Here is a 13,991-nt window from a genome sequence, read left to right as displayed (position 1 = left end):
TTACAAACATGCTATATAAAATATTTACTCTTTTTCCCGGTCTGCACGGATCAGATTACGGATTGCCTGCACAGCCACCCGGATAGCCATATCCGTATCATGAACCACCGGATTATCCAGTCCCTCCTTCTCCCTCTCCTGATTGGCCATTACCAGAAAACAGGAACCGGCTCTTACCCGCAGACTACTGGCCACAATATACAGTGCGGCAGATTCCATTTCAGAAGCAAGACACCCCATCCTCTTCCATGCTTCCCACTTGTTGAGCAATTCATAACTGACTGATTTAGTTTCCGGTGAATGCTGTCCGTAAAATGAATCCTTGCTCTGCACCACTCCCACGTGGTAATTCTGCTTCAGCTCTCCCGCCGCGGCCATCAGTGCATTCGTAACTTCCATATTGGCAATCGCAGGAAACTCAATAGGCGCATACTCTCTGCTCGTGCCTTCCATGCGGATCGCCCCGCTGGCAATCACAATATCGCCGCTCAGAACATCCGTCTGCATTCCGCCACAGGTGCCAATACGGATAAAGGTATCCGCTCCCGCCATCACAAGCTCCTCCATGGCAATCGCGGCTGAGGGGCCTCCGATACCGGTCGAGGTCATACTGACCTTCACTCCATCCAGATACCCTGTATAGGTGACGAACTCTCTGTTATCCGCAATCAGTCTGGCATCCTCCAGATATTGTGCGATCTTCGGGCAGCGCTTGGGATCACCCGGTAAAATCACATATCTTCCCACATCTCCCGGTCCCACCTGAATATGATACTGCTTGTCTGAATTTTCTGAATATTTCATCTGCTTCACCCCGCCTTCCTTACTTTTTATTCTATTCCATTTCGGGATTTTTAGCAAATAAAAGCGCTGCGGTTCCTGCTAAATAAAATATTCTATCGTCCTTTCTGCCGTTTTCTTCGTATTTTCATTAAAAATAATAACTGCCTCTCTGTCCTGTACCGGACCCAGGGCATACAGTTCCATCGTTTCTCTGTTGAAACACTTCTCATCTACAATCCGGTTATACCGGAATGGCTGATCTTCTGCCATAGTGATTCCCGACTCTTCGAAAGGCTCTTTCACATAATAGGGATCGAACATCAGGACTTTTCTCCCCTGTATCCCGGTCAACAGCACATAATGAGCGCAGTCGAAATACAGGCGTACTACCACTGCACCTCCCCGGCAAAGTGCATCATTGATCACACTTTCCCTTCCGATCCAGACACTTTCTCCCGAAATATATTTGCTGGAAACCGGCAGTTGACCAATTTTACCAAATCCATTCAGCCAGTTGCTAAGAAACATCATAGCCGCCCTGGATGTCCCACTCTTTCCCATGACACCTTCACAGTTATAACAATCAAGACAATACAGCATAATATTTCGAATGACCACCGGAGAGATCTCCTCCCGCTCAAAAAGAAAACTGATGGCATTCAGCATCGATGTTGGTCCGCAATCGTATTCTGATTGCTGATAATGCAGTGGATTTTTCATAATGATTTCCTGTTCTCTAAATATAATACATATCCTGATCATATTCTTTATTATCTAAATAGCTCTTTCTCAAATCGTCCAGCGTAATATCCGTCAGTATCTGCTGAAGTTCTTCATTTAGCCGGTCAATAACCAGCTTCTGTATACTTACCGCAACCCCGCGTCCATGGATGTCTTCCGGAACTTCCTCTTCCTCGATCTGATAATTTCCATCCAGAGTCTCTATGATCTCCGATACTGTAAGCTTCTTTGGATCCACATTCAAACGGTATCCGCCCTGAGAACCTTTGATCCCTTTTACGATCCCTGCCCTTCTTAATGCCGCAAATACCTGCTCCAGATACTGTGGAGAGATGCCATTTCGTTCTGCTATACTTCCCAGCACCATGTATTCATTTTCCGCATTTGCCGACAAATCAATCAGAGCTCTGAGACCATATCTGCATTTTTTTGAAATCTTCATACCTGCCTCCACATTGAATACTCAAGACTCGCCCCGGCATTCTACTCTGTAAATAATGGTGTGGAATAGTATCTGTCTCCGGTATCCGGAAGCAGTGCTACAATTGTTTTTCCTTCATTTTCCGGACGCTTTGCCAGCTCGATTGCCGCATATAATGCTGCTCCGGAAGATATTCCCACCAGTACTCCTTCTTTCTTCGCAAGAAGCTTGCCGGTTGCAAATGCATCGTCATTTTCCACTTTGATAATCTCATCATAAATCTCTGTATTTAATACATCCGGAACAAATCCTGCACCAATACCCTGAATCTTATGCGGACCGCCTTTTCCTTCGGAAAGAACCGGAGAACTTGCCGGCTCTACTGCCACAACCTTCACATCCGCATTCTGGGATTTCAGATATTCTCCTGTACCGGTCAACGTACCGCCGGTTCCTACACCCGCTACAAAGATATCGACTTTTCCGTCTGTGTCATTCCAGATTTCCGGTCCCGTTGTCGCTTTATGAATGGCCGGGTTAGCCGGATTCACAAACTGTCCGGGGATAAATCCACCCGGAATCTCCTTTGCCAGTTCTTCCGCTTTTGCGATGGCACCCTTCATACCTTTTGCTCCTTCTGTGAGGACCAGCTCTGCTCCGTATGCTTTCAGGATATTTCTTCTCTCGACGCTCATGGTCTCCGGCATGGTAAGAATGATCCGATATCCTTTTACTGCTGCGATGGACGCAAGACCAATTCCGGTGTTTCCTGATGTGGGCTCGATAATAACAGAACCTTCTTTGAGGATTCCCTTCTCCTCTGCATCCTCAATCATCGCTTTTGCAATTCTGTCTTTTACGCTTCCTGCCGGGTTAAAGTACTCAAGCTTCACCAAAACAGTAGCCTTAAGTCCCAACTCCTTCTCCACATTTGCCACCTCTACAAGTGGAGTATTTCCGATCAGTCCAAGTGTTCCTTTATAAATATTAGCCATTGCTTTCTCCTTTCCTACTAAGTAGATATGTTTTATATGTTTATTACGATTATATTCCTGGTTTTCCTACCTGTCAACTAGTTTTTGATCATATTTTTACATTTTTTCCTTTGCCAGATCTGCCAGTGTTATACCATCCACGTATTCATTGATCACACTCCACAGCCCTTCCCAAAAAGAAAGCGTGGTACACTTCTCCTTCCTCGGACATCGATTCGGATGATCCTCAACACACGGAATCGGAGCAAGGCTTCCCTCTGCCGTGCGCAGAATCTCACCTGCAGTATACTCCTCCGGTGTCCGCGCAAGCATATAGCCTCCGTTATTCCCCCGGTAGCTTTTCACATAGCCCGCTCTCGTGAGAAGGGGCATGATCTGCTCCATGTATTTCAGCGTAATCCCCTGTCTCTCGGCAATATCCTTCAATCGTATATATTCTCCGTTATCATGAATGGCCAGATCTGCCATAATGCGCAGCGCGTATCTTCCCTTTGTAGAAATCTTCATATTCTCACCTCTTAATTCTTATCGATTTACTATGAAATACTAATTTCATTATACAGAATCCCCTTCTTTTCGTAAAGTAATAAAAATACCCCCGGCATTGCCAGAGGTATTTTTCATGCGTACGTTTATTTCTCATACAGGAACTTTTCCGGCAAGGTCACATGAAAATCTTTTGCCAGGTCGCGGAAATCCTGTGGTTCAATAGTCTGCCGCTTTTTCGGGCTCATGGATAGTACTTTCACCAGTATCTCTGCCGCTTTTTCTACTGTGTGCATCAGACCGAAGGTCAGATCAAAATCCTCTCCGGAGCAGAACATGCCATGGTGTGCCCAGATAGCTACATCATATTCTTTCATTAATTTGCTGGTCTCCACTGCGATGTCGCGTCCGCCCGGAACCATCCAGCCTACTACTCCGATTCCGTTCGGAAACACTACCGGACATTCTGTTGCCATTTCCCAGAGTTCCCGCGTAAAGATCTCATTCTTAAGAGGAAGCACAAAGGTAAGTGCGATTACATTGGCCGGATGAGCATGGTAAATCACTCTGTGTTTTCCGCCGGACACTTCTTTCTTTACTTCGTGATTCATCAAGTGACTCGGAAGCTCGCTGGTCGGTCTTCCGCCATTCACCAGCCCCCAGCGAATACGATATTTCTCACCGGCTTCATCCAGTTCAATGATGCAGATGCTGTCCTCCGGATCCAGGATGGCATTGCGGAAATATTTTCCGCTTCCGGTTACCATGAAATACTCGCCTGCAAGCTTTGGAACACCGGTTCCGATTTCCTTCCATTCTCCATCCTCTGACAGGAATTCCTTCACTTCCTCTACTTCCTCCGGTTTCATACGATAGGAGAGATTTCCTCCGTTTCTCTCATGCCATCCCTGTTCCCATCCATCGTTACACATACGGATAAAACCCTGAACAAATTTTACATCTAATATACTCATATCTCTTTCCTTCCTTTCCGCTTCACTATCCACGTTTTACAAGAACTTCTTCTTCGTATTTCTTTACTTCATCATACCATGTCTCACGTACCGGCACCTGACTGCTCTCGCAGAAGTAATCCCACACATCGCCAAATGGGCAGGTCTTTATCTCTTCCTGAAGCATGAGAACTTCGGTAAGTTTTCCCTCTTCCTGAAGATTTGCCAGCTTCTCATTCGGGCACAGCAATGCATACAGAAGTGCTTTCTGGAAATTGCGCATTCCGATAGTCCATGCAGCGATACGATTGATACTTGCATCGAAGAAATCCAATCCGACTTTTACACGGTCAAGTGCATTATTTCTTACAATTTCCTTTGCAATCTCTCTCGTCTCATCATCAAAGAGTACTACATGGTCTGAATCCCAGCGGACCGGACGGGTAACGTGAAGCGCAATCTGATCAAAGAATAACAGCATAGAAGAAATCTTGTCAGAAACTACTTCTGTCGGATGGTAATGTCCGTTGTCCATCAATGGAAGAATTCCCCGGGATGCCGCATAATTAACCGTAAACTCTGAAGAACCTACTGTGTAGGATTCCATTCCGATTCCAAATACTTTAGACTCCAGGCATACCAGTACCTTTTCTTTATCATAAGGAATGCTCAAAATCCTGTCCAGTGAATCTTTAAACCGCGCACGCGGTGCCATTCTGTCCGCCGGAATGTCTTTATATCCATCCGGAATCCAGATATTCATTACACAGGGCTGTCCCAGCTCTTCTGCAAAATACTGGGAAATGCGGATGCATGCCTGGCAGTGGCGGATCCAAAAATCCCGCACCTCCTGATCCGGATGAGATAAGCTCAGGTTATTCTTTACCATATCATGAGAAAAGATGGTCGGATTGAAATCCAGCCCCAGTCCTCTTTCCTTTGCAAATTCTACCCATTTTGCAAAATGCTTTGGCTCCAGTGCATCTCTGTCTACAAATTCACCCTTTTCAAAAATTGCATAATTTGCGTGGAGATTGATCTTGTGTTTTCCCGGCACCAGGCTTAAAACCTTATCAATATCCGCCATCAGCTCTTCCGGTGTTCTTGCTTTTCCCGGATAATTTCCCGTCGTCTGAATACCTCCGGTAAGCGGACCCTCGTGGTCAAATCCCGTTACATCATCTCCCTGCCAGCAATGCATGGAAATGGAATAATTTCTTAAAGTCTCTACTGCTTTCTCTGCATCAACGCCCATCCCGGCATACCGCTTCTTTGCATCCTCAAAACGCTCTGTGATCGTCATTTTCTTCTCCTCCATTAAAATACTAATTCTCTGCTGTATATGTCTGAATATCAAAGGACTCATATACACATTTTCTTGCTTCTGCAAGACTGTTGAATATACCTCCCCTTATCATCTGTGCCATCAGGTTACCGATTGCTGTCGCCTCACCGGGTCCTGCATAAACCGTCTTACCGGTCGCTTCCGCCGTTAAACGATTCAGGTATCCGGCATTAGAACCGCCGCCGATTACATGGATGCTTCCATAGGACTGCTCCCGAATGCGTTCAATCTCCCGGATCGTCTCGCCATAGCACTTTGCAAGGCTCTGATAAACAACCGCTGACAGCTCTCCCGGGGTCTCCGGAACCTGCTGCCGGCTTTCCCGACAATAGTCCTGAATTGCCTGAATCATACTCTCCGGTGCCATGAAACGGTTGTCATTTACATCGACTCTGGATGGGAAATCCCTGCAGGCTTCTGCCATCTCACACAACTGCGCAAAGGAATATCTGTCCTCCAGCTCATGCCGTACTGACTGGATCATCCAAAGTCCCATAATATTCTTCAAATAACGGAAACGATGTTCATATCCGCCTTCGTTTGTGAGATTTGCCTGTCTGCTCACCTCGTCACACCGGGCCTCCTTCTGTTCTGTTCCCATAAGAGACCATGTCCCGGAGCTGATATAAATTGCATCTTCCCCGGAAGCCGGCATCGCCATAACCGCTGATGCAGTGTCATGACTTGCACAGAGCACCACCTTACAGTTGAATCCCACTTTCTGCTGTATCTCTTCTGTCAGTTCTCCCACTTCCGTTCCCGGCATCTGAAGCGGCAGGAATACCTCCTCCGGATAGCCCAGCATGCGGATCAGCTCCATATCCCACTGACCGGTCTTCGGATTTACAAGCTGAGTGGAGGTTCCGTTCGTATATTCTGACATTTTATTTCCCGTAAGCCTGAATTGAAAATAATCCGGAAGCATCAGAAACGTTTTCGTTTCTCCCAGTACCTCAGGTGTTTCTGCCTTCACTGCCATCAGCTGATAAATTGTATTGAAATTCTGCTTCTGAATTCCGGTTCTGTAATACAGTTCCTTCTCCGGTATGATCTCATACACGGATTTATCTGTTTTCATAGTTCTCTTGTCCCGATATCCATAGGTCTCCCCTGTGATCCTGTCATCTTTATCCAAAAGCACATAGTCCACTGCCCAGGTATCGATAGACATACTGACCGGAATCTTTCCAATCTCACGACAACGCTTCATACCATTCAAAATCTCGTCAAAAAGCTTCTCTGTATCCCACAGCAGTTTTCCGTCTTTATTTGTCATGCCGTTTTCAAACCGGTAGATTTCCTCCAGCACAAGCCGTCCGTCTTCTTTCATCCCCAGCATATGACGTCCGCTGGAAGCCCCGATATCCACCGCCAGATAATATTCTGCCATATGAATTTCCTCCTTTTTTGATGACTGTTCTTTCCTTTGATATTCTAATACTAACATCCTCACATGAGAAAATTAAGGACTTTCTCCGATAATAAATGGGACCTTATTTGCAATCTATGATATAATGATTCAAAAGGTACAAAACACAGAAACGGGAGGATACCATGAGACCGGAGCTATTATCACATCTATGGCCTATTACTGCCGAGGAACAGACCATCCTCTCAGGCCATACAGATATTGAAAAATCATTATATACTTCGCGGAAAGATTTTGTAATCGACAGCCGCAAACTTCTGGAAAAGGGACGTCTTATTGAAATACGTCCGCATACCAGATTTGCACATTTTCCAAAGCACCGTCACAATTATATTGAGATGGTGTATATGTGCAGCGGAACCACCACCCATATCATTAACGACAGTGATCGTATTGTATTAGAGGAAGGAGATCTTCTCTTCCTGAATCAGAACGTAACCCAGGAAATTTTACCGGCAGGACAGAATGACATCGCCGTCAATTTTATCATATTGTCCGAGTTTTTTGACCGCTCCGTCTCCATGCTCGACAAAGGGGATATTCTGTATGATTTCCTGATCTCCTCCCTGTCCGGCGACATTTCCCGGTCAGGTTATCTGCATTTCCAGGCCAGAGATATTCTGCCGGTTCAGAACCTTCTGGAAAACATGATCTGGACGCTGATACACAAACGTTCCCAGACCAACGCTATTAATCAGGCCACCATGGGACTCCTGCTTATGAATCTGTCCTCCTTTGCGGAATCTCTGAACCAGAATGATCCTAACCAGTATGAGCAAAATCTTGTATTTTCCGTCCTGAAATATATCGATTCCCATTATAAGGACGGCTCTCTGGAACAGATATGCGCAGAAATAAAGCAGCCCACATACTATGTGAGCCGCTTATTGAAAAAATATACCGGTCAGCATTTCAAAGCACTTCTCCAACAGAAAAAGCTTCAGCAGGCTGCCACCCTTCTGTGCCGTACTCCGCTCTCGACAGAGGCTGTTATGGAAGCGGTAGGGTATGAAAACAGCAGCTATTTTCACCGAAAATTCCGGGAGAAATATGGATGTTCACCAAAGGAATACCGTTCTTAATGCATACTATTGATATCTAGCGGAGAATCTTATTCAGCCATGTAAGAGCCAGATCCGGCCACTGCATAGCGGATGCATCCTTATGCTGTTCTTCCTGCTTCGAAGGGTCTGTCGTCGCTTCCGTCCATTTAACTGCAAAATCCGGAAGGCTCTCTGCCTTCGCAGAAGATACGAACATCTTCGGCACCATATCCGGATTCTGCCCGTAGAGTGTCTTCAATGTCTGCCACTGCTGCATCATCGTATATATGCTGTCTTCTCCAATATTGTTCGTTGCCCAGTCTTCATTTGCAAGGCTCATTCCATGTCTTCCTTCCATAAACAAATGAAGTTCGCACAGAACTCCTGCCTCCCGGCAGGCCTTTGTATACATGATACTGTTTTCTACAGGAACCGTTGCATCCGTCATGGTCTGCCACAGAAAAGCCGGAGGTGTATCCTCTGTCACCTGCTTTTCCAGACTTGCCCATATAAGCTTCTCTTTTGATGCATCCTCGCCCAGAAGCAGATCAAAACTGCCGCGATGTGCTTTTTCCCCGCTCGTGATTACCGGATAACACAAAAGCACCGCATCCGGACGATTGGAAATCTCAGCATACGGCTCATTCGCAAGCTCTACATCCTGATAATGAACTGCAAGACTTCCGGTCAAATGGGCTCCTGCCGAGAATCCACAACAGACAATCTGGTCACACTTTACATGCAGGCTTTCCGCATGATAACGAATATAGCGCACAGCCCTGGAAATATCCCGAAGCGGCTGCTTCCCTAATGGCTTCAATTGAAACATATTGATTGTATAAGTCAACACAAAAGCCTGATATCCCGCCTCGTAGAATCGCTTTGCCACAATTTCTCCCTCCGTTGGACTTACGAAGGCATAGCCGCCTCCCGGAACCACAACCATCGCCGGACGCACCGTCTCATCCTCATGGAGATAGGTTGTAATGTTTGGAAGAAATTCTCCCGCATACGGATAACGGTATTCTTCTTTTTTCCATAAATTGATTGTCTGCTTTTTCATCCTGTTACTCCTTTATTTTCAATTTTGTTTCCAACCATTATCCAATAAGCACCTGTTTCCCCCGAAATGCAAATCCATAACTTCTGATTCGTTCTTTGGGAATTCCACGCTCCGACAGTTTTTCCGCATACTTCATCTTCTCAATCTGCTCAAGCGCTGCCTGAACGGTATCTTCCAGACTATTTTCTCTCCGGGCATTAAACACTTTAAACTCCAGAATAATAGCGTCATCTTCCTGCGGATGTCTTGGTTCCAGCATTATATCATATCTGCCAAACCCACTTTCACCATTAGACGTGATTATATACCTGCTCTGCAAATCTACAATCATTCCCAGCACAAATCCATGGTAAAATCTCTCAGGCTCCGCACCGGACGGATGATTACCCGTATCAAAATAACTGAATGTCTTCAGAGCCACGCGATTCATATACTCATTCATGGCATCCAGGTCATCTAACAGCATCGCCCTGACAAAATCATTATAATCCGCCTGTGCATCCCGGAACCATCCTCGTACCATCGAGTAAAACATGCGCTTCACCTCATAATTGGTAAGTGCCAGCTCGTACTCCGGCGCTTCCCCATATTCCATCAGTTCTTCCTTCTCACAATTCAATACTTTCAGATAGCCGCTTGCCAGAAGAAGACTCCAGATTGCAGACTCATCGTTATCGAGCTGACTGTATACAATCTGTTCATCAATGGGTGAGTAAATACTTTCGCCCTGAATCAAGGCTTCAAATCTTTCTTTCAATCTTCGGTTTCCCTCACGGAGAAGTTTACCCACCAGGCTATTAGAACTGGTATTGGCCCAATAAGTTGTTATTTTTCCAGTATCTAAAAGATTTAGAATAGACCATGGATTGTAAATATCTTTATGCGTTCCAAAAATGAAACCATCATACCAGAATTTTACAATCTCTTTTTTGTCAGATAATCCTCTTTCTTCCAAAGCATCAAATACTTCTTTTTCTGTAAATCCAAAGGCTTCTGCATATTCATCTGAAGTTGTAGTAACAACCTTCAAATTGTTCAAATCCGAAAAGATGGATTCCTTACTGACTCTTGTTATCCCCGTCATAAGTGCTCGTTCAAGCCACGGATTCGTCTTGAAGGCAGCGTTAAACATACTTCTTGTAAATCTGACCAGTTCATCCCAGTATCCGTCCACATATGCTTCCTGCATCGGAGTATCGTATTCATCTAAAAGGATAATAACCCTTTTTCCATAATGCAAATACAGGAACTTAGATAAATAGTGAAGTGCCATCGCAGCATCTACATCATCCATATGAACACTGATCCGCTTGAAAATCTCTTTATCCCCAGCTTCAAGTGCAGGACTTTCCAATAAGAAGGATCGGTCTGTATATAAATCTGTCAGCAACTGACAGATTTTCTTCCTCACGTTCTGATAGCCCCTCTCCTTCACGTTAGCAAAAGACAAACTGATCACAGGATATGTGCCTTGCAGCTCCCTGTATTTTTCTTCCTGCCATATAGATAACCCTTCAAACAGATCCTCTCTGTCCGTATACTCTAAAGAAAAGAACTCTTCCAGCATACTCATATTCAGTGTCTTTCCAAATCGCCGCGGACGGGTAATAAGGGTTACATCATCTCCACTTTCCCACCATTCTTTGATAAATGATGTTTTATCTATATAAAAATAGTTATTATCTCTGATTTTATCGAAGCTCTGTATACCAATCGCTACCGTACTCGCCATAATAACCTCCATAAAACAATTCTCTAATTTACATGCTTTTTCAGTTCATTCAATCGTAATCGGAACATCTCTGCTTCTTTTTTCATATTTCCGAATTTACTCATATCCATCTCACGAATTTGCCTTAACCCAATATGTTTGACAGCCTCTATCGCCGCCTCTCTTTGTGTTAAATGCTCCAGCAAAACAGTCTGGCAATTTGCCCCATCCAAACTATCATATGACAAAAAGCACTGATTAAAATCCATCAGCGGATACAGGGAAATATACTGATTATTTCTGTTATTAATCAGAAATCCCCAGTTTTCCGGATGCCTGTCCGTGTTCCCGGTTAAATAGTCAAGAATATTCATTCCATAATACGTAATCGGGTCGATTTCTTTACAGACATTTAACGTATCCAGATCATGATTACAGGCATAAACATCAAACGCCATCCTTTAACTATTATCCATAGAATAGAACAATTCTATTGAATCACCGATTCAATCTTACATTTATGCTCTTTTGTCTTCTTATCATAACTGATTCCACTTTAATTCTACCAAAAGTGCCGGTTTATCCAAAAACTGCTTTCTCGGCAAAAAAACAATATCTGCCCTTCCCTTTCCGGTCGGCATTTCTTTTACAACCGTATAATAATTTCTCGCAGCATATAGCGCAAGGGATATCGTATAGCTCAGTGCATTTTCATCATTATATTGAAAATAAGATGTCTCTAAATGGGATTGCTCTATTGCTCTTTCTACAAATTTTTCGTTTTTATTCCATATGGCTTGAAGAGTATCCCGGGATAATTCCAGCGCTTTCGTGACCTCGCCCCAATCTGAATTGCGTACTGCACTTACAAATTCATTCAATATCTCATTATTCGGTATAAATGCCTCCTGGTACTTTGAATCATATCCCAGATATCCAAGATGAATCAAAAGAGTAATAACATCATCACGCGACGCAAATGAGGTCAGGTCGTTGTTAAAACTTCCGATATCTATGCCAACCGTTTCCCCCTGTATCATACGAATAATCTGATCTTTCAAACCATCATAATTTAAATCAATATAGATTTTCAGTGCCTCATATGTTTCTGTCTGATTCCAGTAATTGCCAAACTCTCCTGACAACACGCTGAATACCACGGATTGTGGATTATAAACTGCCCCAACATTCCGCAAGTTCACCGGCATCTGTCATAGAAAATTCCCTGAACATGTTTAAGGCAGAATGTGTTCCGTATTTTTTTATAGGCAGGATTCCTGTCATATATACAAGATGAATATATCCTCTGTCTTTGAGAAAATCCAGGTAATGTTTCTGTCCTGACAGATCATCCTTACATTCTCTCAGAACACAGTCCCACTCATCAATCAGAATAATAAAATTCCGTCCTGTTTCTACATAAATCTCCGAATTTCTGGCTTCACTGAATTTATCATTAGTCGGGTTTAAATAAATCCCCATTCAGCCTCCTCCCCAAAATACTTTCACTGATACATTTAGTATAGAGATTTTCTGTTAAAAAAACAAGTTTCTCTCTACTTCATTTTCTCTCTACTTCTGTCTGCGTTCCTGGATCTCGTCCTGTTTTCTTCCGATATCCTTCTCCACATTCAGGAAAAAGAGTAATAAAATCAAAATAATCCCGGTAAATACTTCCAGTCCTACAAACCCAAAGGTGATTACATTCTGTACTGCCTGTGACTGTACAGCAGCTACTGTTTCACCATTTACAATCTCCGGTGCCACATAGCCTACCTTTGCCAGAAATCCATTGAAGATTCCCTGACAGATTCCCACCATTGCTACTGCTATGATATTGTATACAGACATGGCAATTCCATCGCTTCTGAAACCGGTCTTCCATTCCAGATGATCCAGTACATCTGCAAATAATGCCATAAATACATATGCACATGGCAGTCCGCCAATATTTTTGACAAACTGCCCAATTAACATAATTGTCATGCTCTTAGGGAACAGCCAGCAGATAAATCCTCCAATCGCATACAGGATAAACCCTGCCATTGTCAGATTCCGCTTTCCAAATTTCTTTGCCAGCGGCCAAACTGCGAAAATACCTATTCCCATAGGAATTCCTCCAATGACAGAGAGCATCGTCTGCGTTATACCATCATTGTATGTGCCAAGAACATAATTACAAAAATATACAAGACTCATATTCTTAATTGAAGAGCCAAACGTAAAAACCAGAAAATATACATATATAATCAACATGTATTTATCCGTAAAGATTGCCTTCAACTGCTTTGAAAAAGGAACAGACTCTACTGCTTCATCCTGCGTTTCTTCCGTTACACGCTCTTTTGTGAAATAATATTCCATCAATGTCAATGGCAGTACGAGGATAGAAAGTACAGACATTAATGTAATCCATTTTCCCTGGTCAATTCCAAGCTTTGGCATAATGACCATTGGAAATACAAGAGCCACCAGAATTCCACTCATCATAATCGTTGCAATCTAATTAAAAACGGACAAACTTCCTCTCTGCACAGTATCTCTGGTAGAGAGCGGCACCATCAGATTATGGCTCATGTTAAAAATCGTATAAGCAAAAGAATAGTAGAGATTATAGGACACCATGACCCATATAATCTTTACCGTCTCGGAACCATTCGGCACAGTAAATAAGAGAATACCGGAAACAGCAAGCATTGGAGCTGAAAGAAGCAGCCACGGTCTTGCCTTTCCCTGTGCCGTATGGGTTCTGTCAATCACATATCCCATTACCACATTTGTAATCGAATCAATGACCTTTGATATAATCGGGAACACAACAAGAAATGCCCCGCCCCATACAGATGTCAGCTTCAATACATCGGTATAGTACACATTCAGATATGTTGCCAGTACTGCATTCAAAAGCAGTGCTCCTGCCGGTCCCAATAGATATCCCAGCCATTTTTCCGTTTTTTTCACATTCGCCCCCGTTATCCGACTGTGGAAAATCGGCTGATCAAGTTTTTTTCTTTTTTCCAT

At 43.8% G+C, this 13,991-nt stretch carries 14 protein-coding genes and 1 pseudogene; 1 reads left to right on the top strand and 14 read right to left on the bottom strand.

What is annotated here, in order from left to right; all coding sequences use genetic code 11:
• Window positions 1-24: 24 nt before the first annotated feature.
• The 8 genes from udp to rhaB form a co-directional block, all read right to left on the bottom strand.
• Window positions 25-804 (bottom strand): uridine phosphorylase, encoded by a 780-nt coding sequence (gene udp / locus ACQRCC_RS07895; RefSeq protein WP_427850267.1) that lies wholly within the window; start codon window positions 802-804, stop codon window positions 25-27.
• Window positions 805-882: 78 nt separating this feature from the next.
• Window positions 883-1,503, bottom strand: a complete 621-nt coding sequence (locus ACQRCC_RS07890) for a peptidase C39 (protein ID WP_427850266.1) — start codon at window positions 1,501-1,503, stop codon at window positions 883-885.
• Window positions 1,504-1,519: 16 nt separating this feature from the next.
• A complete protein-coding gene (locus ACQRCC_RS07885) occupies window positions 1,520-1,966 on the bottom strand; it encodes an RrF2 family transcriptional regulator (protein ID WP_427850265.1) in 447 nt (148 codons plus the stop codon).
• 41 nt (window positions 1,967-2,007) lie between these two features.
• Complete coding sequence (cysK, locus tag ACQRCC_RS07880; RefSeq protein WP_427850264.1) at window positions 2,008-2,940, bottom strand: cysteine synthase A; 933 nt, start codon at window positions 2,938-2,940, stop codon at window positions 2,008-2,010.
• A gap of 96 nt (window positions 2,941-3,036) precedes the next feature.
• Window positions 3,037-3,447 carry an RrF2 family transcriptional regulator gene (locus ACQRCC_RS07875; protein ID WP_427850263.1) on the bottom strand — a complete coding sequence of 137 codons (411 nt, stop codon included), beginning with the start codon at window positions 3,445-3,447 and terminating at the stop codon, window positions 3,037-3,039.
• 125 nt (window positions 3,448-3,572) lie between these two features.
• Window positions 3,573-4,400: a rhamnulose-1-phosphate aldolase gene (gene rhaD, locus ACQRCC_RS07870; protein ID WP_427850262.1), complete on the bottom strand. Its 828-nt coding sequence runs from the start codon at window positions 4,398-4,400 to the stop codon at window positions 3,573-3,575.
• A gap of 25 nt (window positions 4,401-4,425) precedes the next feature.
• Window positions 4,426-5,682, bottom strand: coding sequence for an L-rhamnose isomerase (locus ACQRCC_RS07865; RefSeq protein WP_427850261.1), 1,257 nt, complete (start codon window positions 5,680-5,682; stop codon window positions 4,426-4,428).
• Between the two features lie 22 nt (window positions 5,683-5,704).
• Entirely contained in the window at window positions 5,705-7,114 is a 1,410-nt protein-coding gene (gene rhaB / locus ACQRCC_RS07860; RefSeq protein WP_427850260.1) for a rhamnulokinase, read from the bottom strand.
• A 164-nt stretch (window positions 7,115-7,278) separates the two neighbouring features.
• Between rhaB and ACQRCC_RS07855 the strand changes: the two genes are divergently transcribed.
• Window positions 7,279-8,235 (top strand): AraC family transcriptional regulator, encoded by a 957-nt coding sequence (locus ACQRCC_RS07855; protein WP_427850259.1) that lies wholly within the window; start codon window positions 7,279-7,281, stop codon window positions 8,233-8,235.
• A gap of 16 nt (window positions 8,236-8,251) precedes the next feature.
• On the opposite strand, the gene ACQRCC_RS07850 is transcribed toward ACQRCC_RS07855, so the two are convergent.
• The 6 genes and pseudogenes from ACQRCC_RS07850 to ACQRCC_RS07825 form a co-directional block, all read right to left on the bottom strand.
• Window positions 8,252-9,259: an alpha/beta hydrolase gene (locus ACQRCC_RS07850; protein WP_427850258.1), complete on the bottom strand. Its 1,008-nt coding sequence runs from the start codon at window positions 9,257-9,259 to the stop codon at window positions 8,252-8,254.
• Window positions 9,260-9,296: 37 nt separating this feature from the next.
• A complete protein-coding gene (locus ACQRCC_RS07845) occupies window positions 9,297-10,991 on the bottom strand; it encodes an AAA family ATPase (RefSeq protein ID WP_427850257.1) in 1,695 nt (564 codons plus the stop codon).
• Between the two features lie 23 nt (window positions 10,992-11,014).
• Entirely contained in the window at window positions 11,015-11,428 is a 414-nt protein-coding gene (locus ACQRCC_RS07840; RefSeq protein WP_427850256.1) for a hypothetical protein, read from the bottom strand.
• An 81-nt stretch (window positions 11,429-11,509) separates the two neighbouring features.
• Window positions 11,510-12,178: a hypothetical protein gene (locus ACQRCC_RS07835; RefSeq protein WP_427850255.1), complete on the bottom strand. Its 669-nt coding sequence runs from the start codon at window positions 12,176-12,178 to the stop codon at window positions 11,510-11,512.
• Entirely contained in the window at window positions 12,141-12,452 is a 312-nt protein-coding gene (locus ACQRCC_RS07830) for an AAA family ATPase (RefSeq protein WP_427850254.1), read from the bottom strand. The genes ACQRCC_RS07835 and ACQRCC_RS07830 overlap by 38 nt, the downstream gene beginning before the upstream one ends.
• 90 nt (window positions 12,453-12,542) lie before the next feature.
• Window positions 12,543-13,991: pseudogene (locus ACQRCC_RS07825) on the bottom strand (MFS transporter).

It is taken from the genome of Sporofaciens sp. SGI.106, assembly GCF_050314255.1.
Taxonomy (GTDB): domain Bacteria; phylum Bacillota; class Clostridia; order Lachnospirales; family Lachnospiraceae; genus Claveliimonas.
This window is presented reverse-complemented; position numbering and strand designations above follow the sequence as displayed.

Excerpts from the sequence above, each read along its gene's own strand:
- udp (WP_427850267.1), bottom strand. The coding sequence starts at position 804 with ATGAAATATTCAGAAAATTCAGACAAGCAGTATCATATTCAGGTGGGA.
- ACQRCC_RS07890 (WP_427850266.1), bottom strand. The coding sequence starts at position 1,503 with ATGAAAAATCCACTGCATTATCAGCAATCAGAATACGATTGCGGACCA.
- ACQRCC_RS07885 (WP_427850265.1), bottom strand. The coding sequence starts at position 1,966 with ATGAAGATTTCAAAAAAATGCAGATATGGTCTCAGAGCTCTGATTGAT.
- cysK (WP_427850264.1), bottom strand. The coding sequence starts at position 2,940 with ATGGCTAATATTTATAAAGGAACACTTGGACTGATCGGAAATACTCCA.
- ACQRCC_RS07875 (WP_427850263.1), bottom strand. The coding sequence starts at position 3,447 with ATGAAGATTTCTACAAAGGGAAGATACGCGCTGCGCATTATGGCAGAT.
- rhaD (WP_427850262.1), bottom strand. The coding sequence starts at position 4,400 with ATGAGTATATTAGATGTAAAATTTGTTCAGGGTTTTATCCGTATGTGT.
- ACQRCC_RS07865 (WP_427850261.1), bottom strand. The coding sequence starts at position 5,682 with ATGACGATCACAGAGCGTTTTGAGGATGCAAAGAAGCGGTATGCCGGG.
- rhaB (WP_427850260.1), bottom strand. The coding sequence starts at position 7,114 with ATGGCAGAATATTATCTGGCGGTGGATATCGGGGCTTCCAGCGGACGT.
- ACQRCC_RS07855 (WP_427850259.1), top strand. The coding sequence starts at position 7,279 with ATGAGACCGGAGCTATTATCACATCTATGGCCTATTACTGCCGAGGAA.
- ACQRCC_RS07850 (WP_427850258.1), bottom strand. The coding sequence starts at position 9,259 with ATGAAAAAGCAGACAATCAATTTATGGAAAAAAGAAGAATACCGTTAT.
- ACQRCC_RS07845 (WP_427850257.1), bottom strand. The coding sequence starts at position 10,991 with ATGGCGAGTACGGTAGCGATTGGTATACAGAGCTTCGATAAAATCAGA.
- ACQRCC_RS07840 (WP_427850256.1), bottom strand. The coding sequence starts at position 11,428 with ATGGCGTTTGATGTTTATGCCTGTAATCATGATCTGGATACGTTAAAT.
- ACQRCC_RS07835 (WP_427850255.1), bottom strand. The coding sequence starts at position 12,178 with ATGCCGGTGAACTTGCGGAATGTTGGGGCAGTTTATAATCCACAATCC.
- ACQRCC_RS07830 (WP_427850254.1), bottom strand. The coding sequence starts at position 12,452 with ATGGGGATTTATTTAAACCCGACTAATGATAAATTCAGTGAAGCCAGA.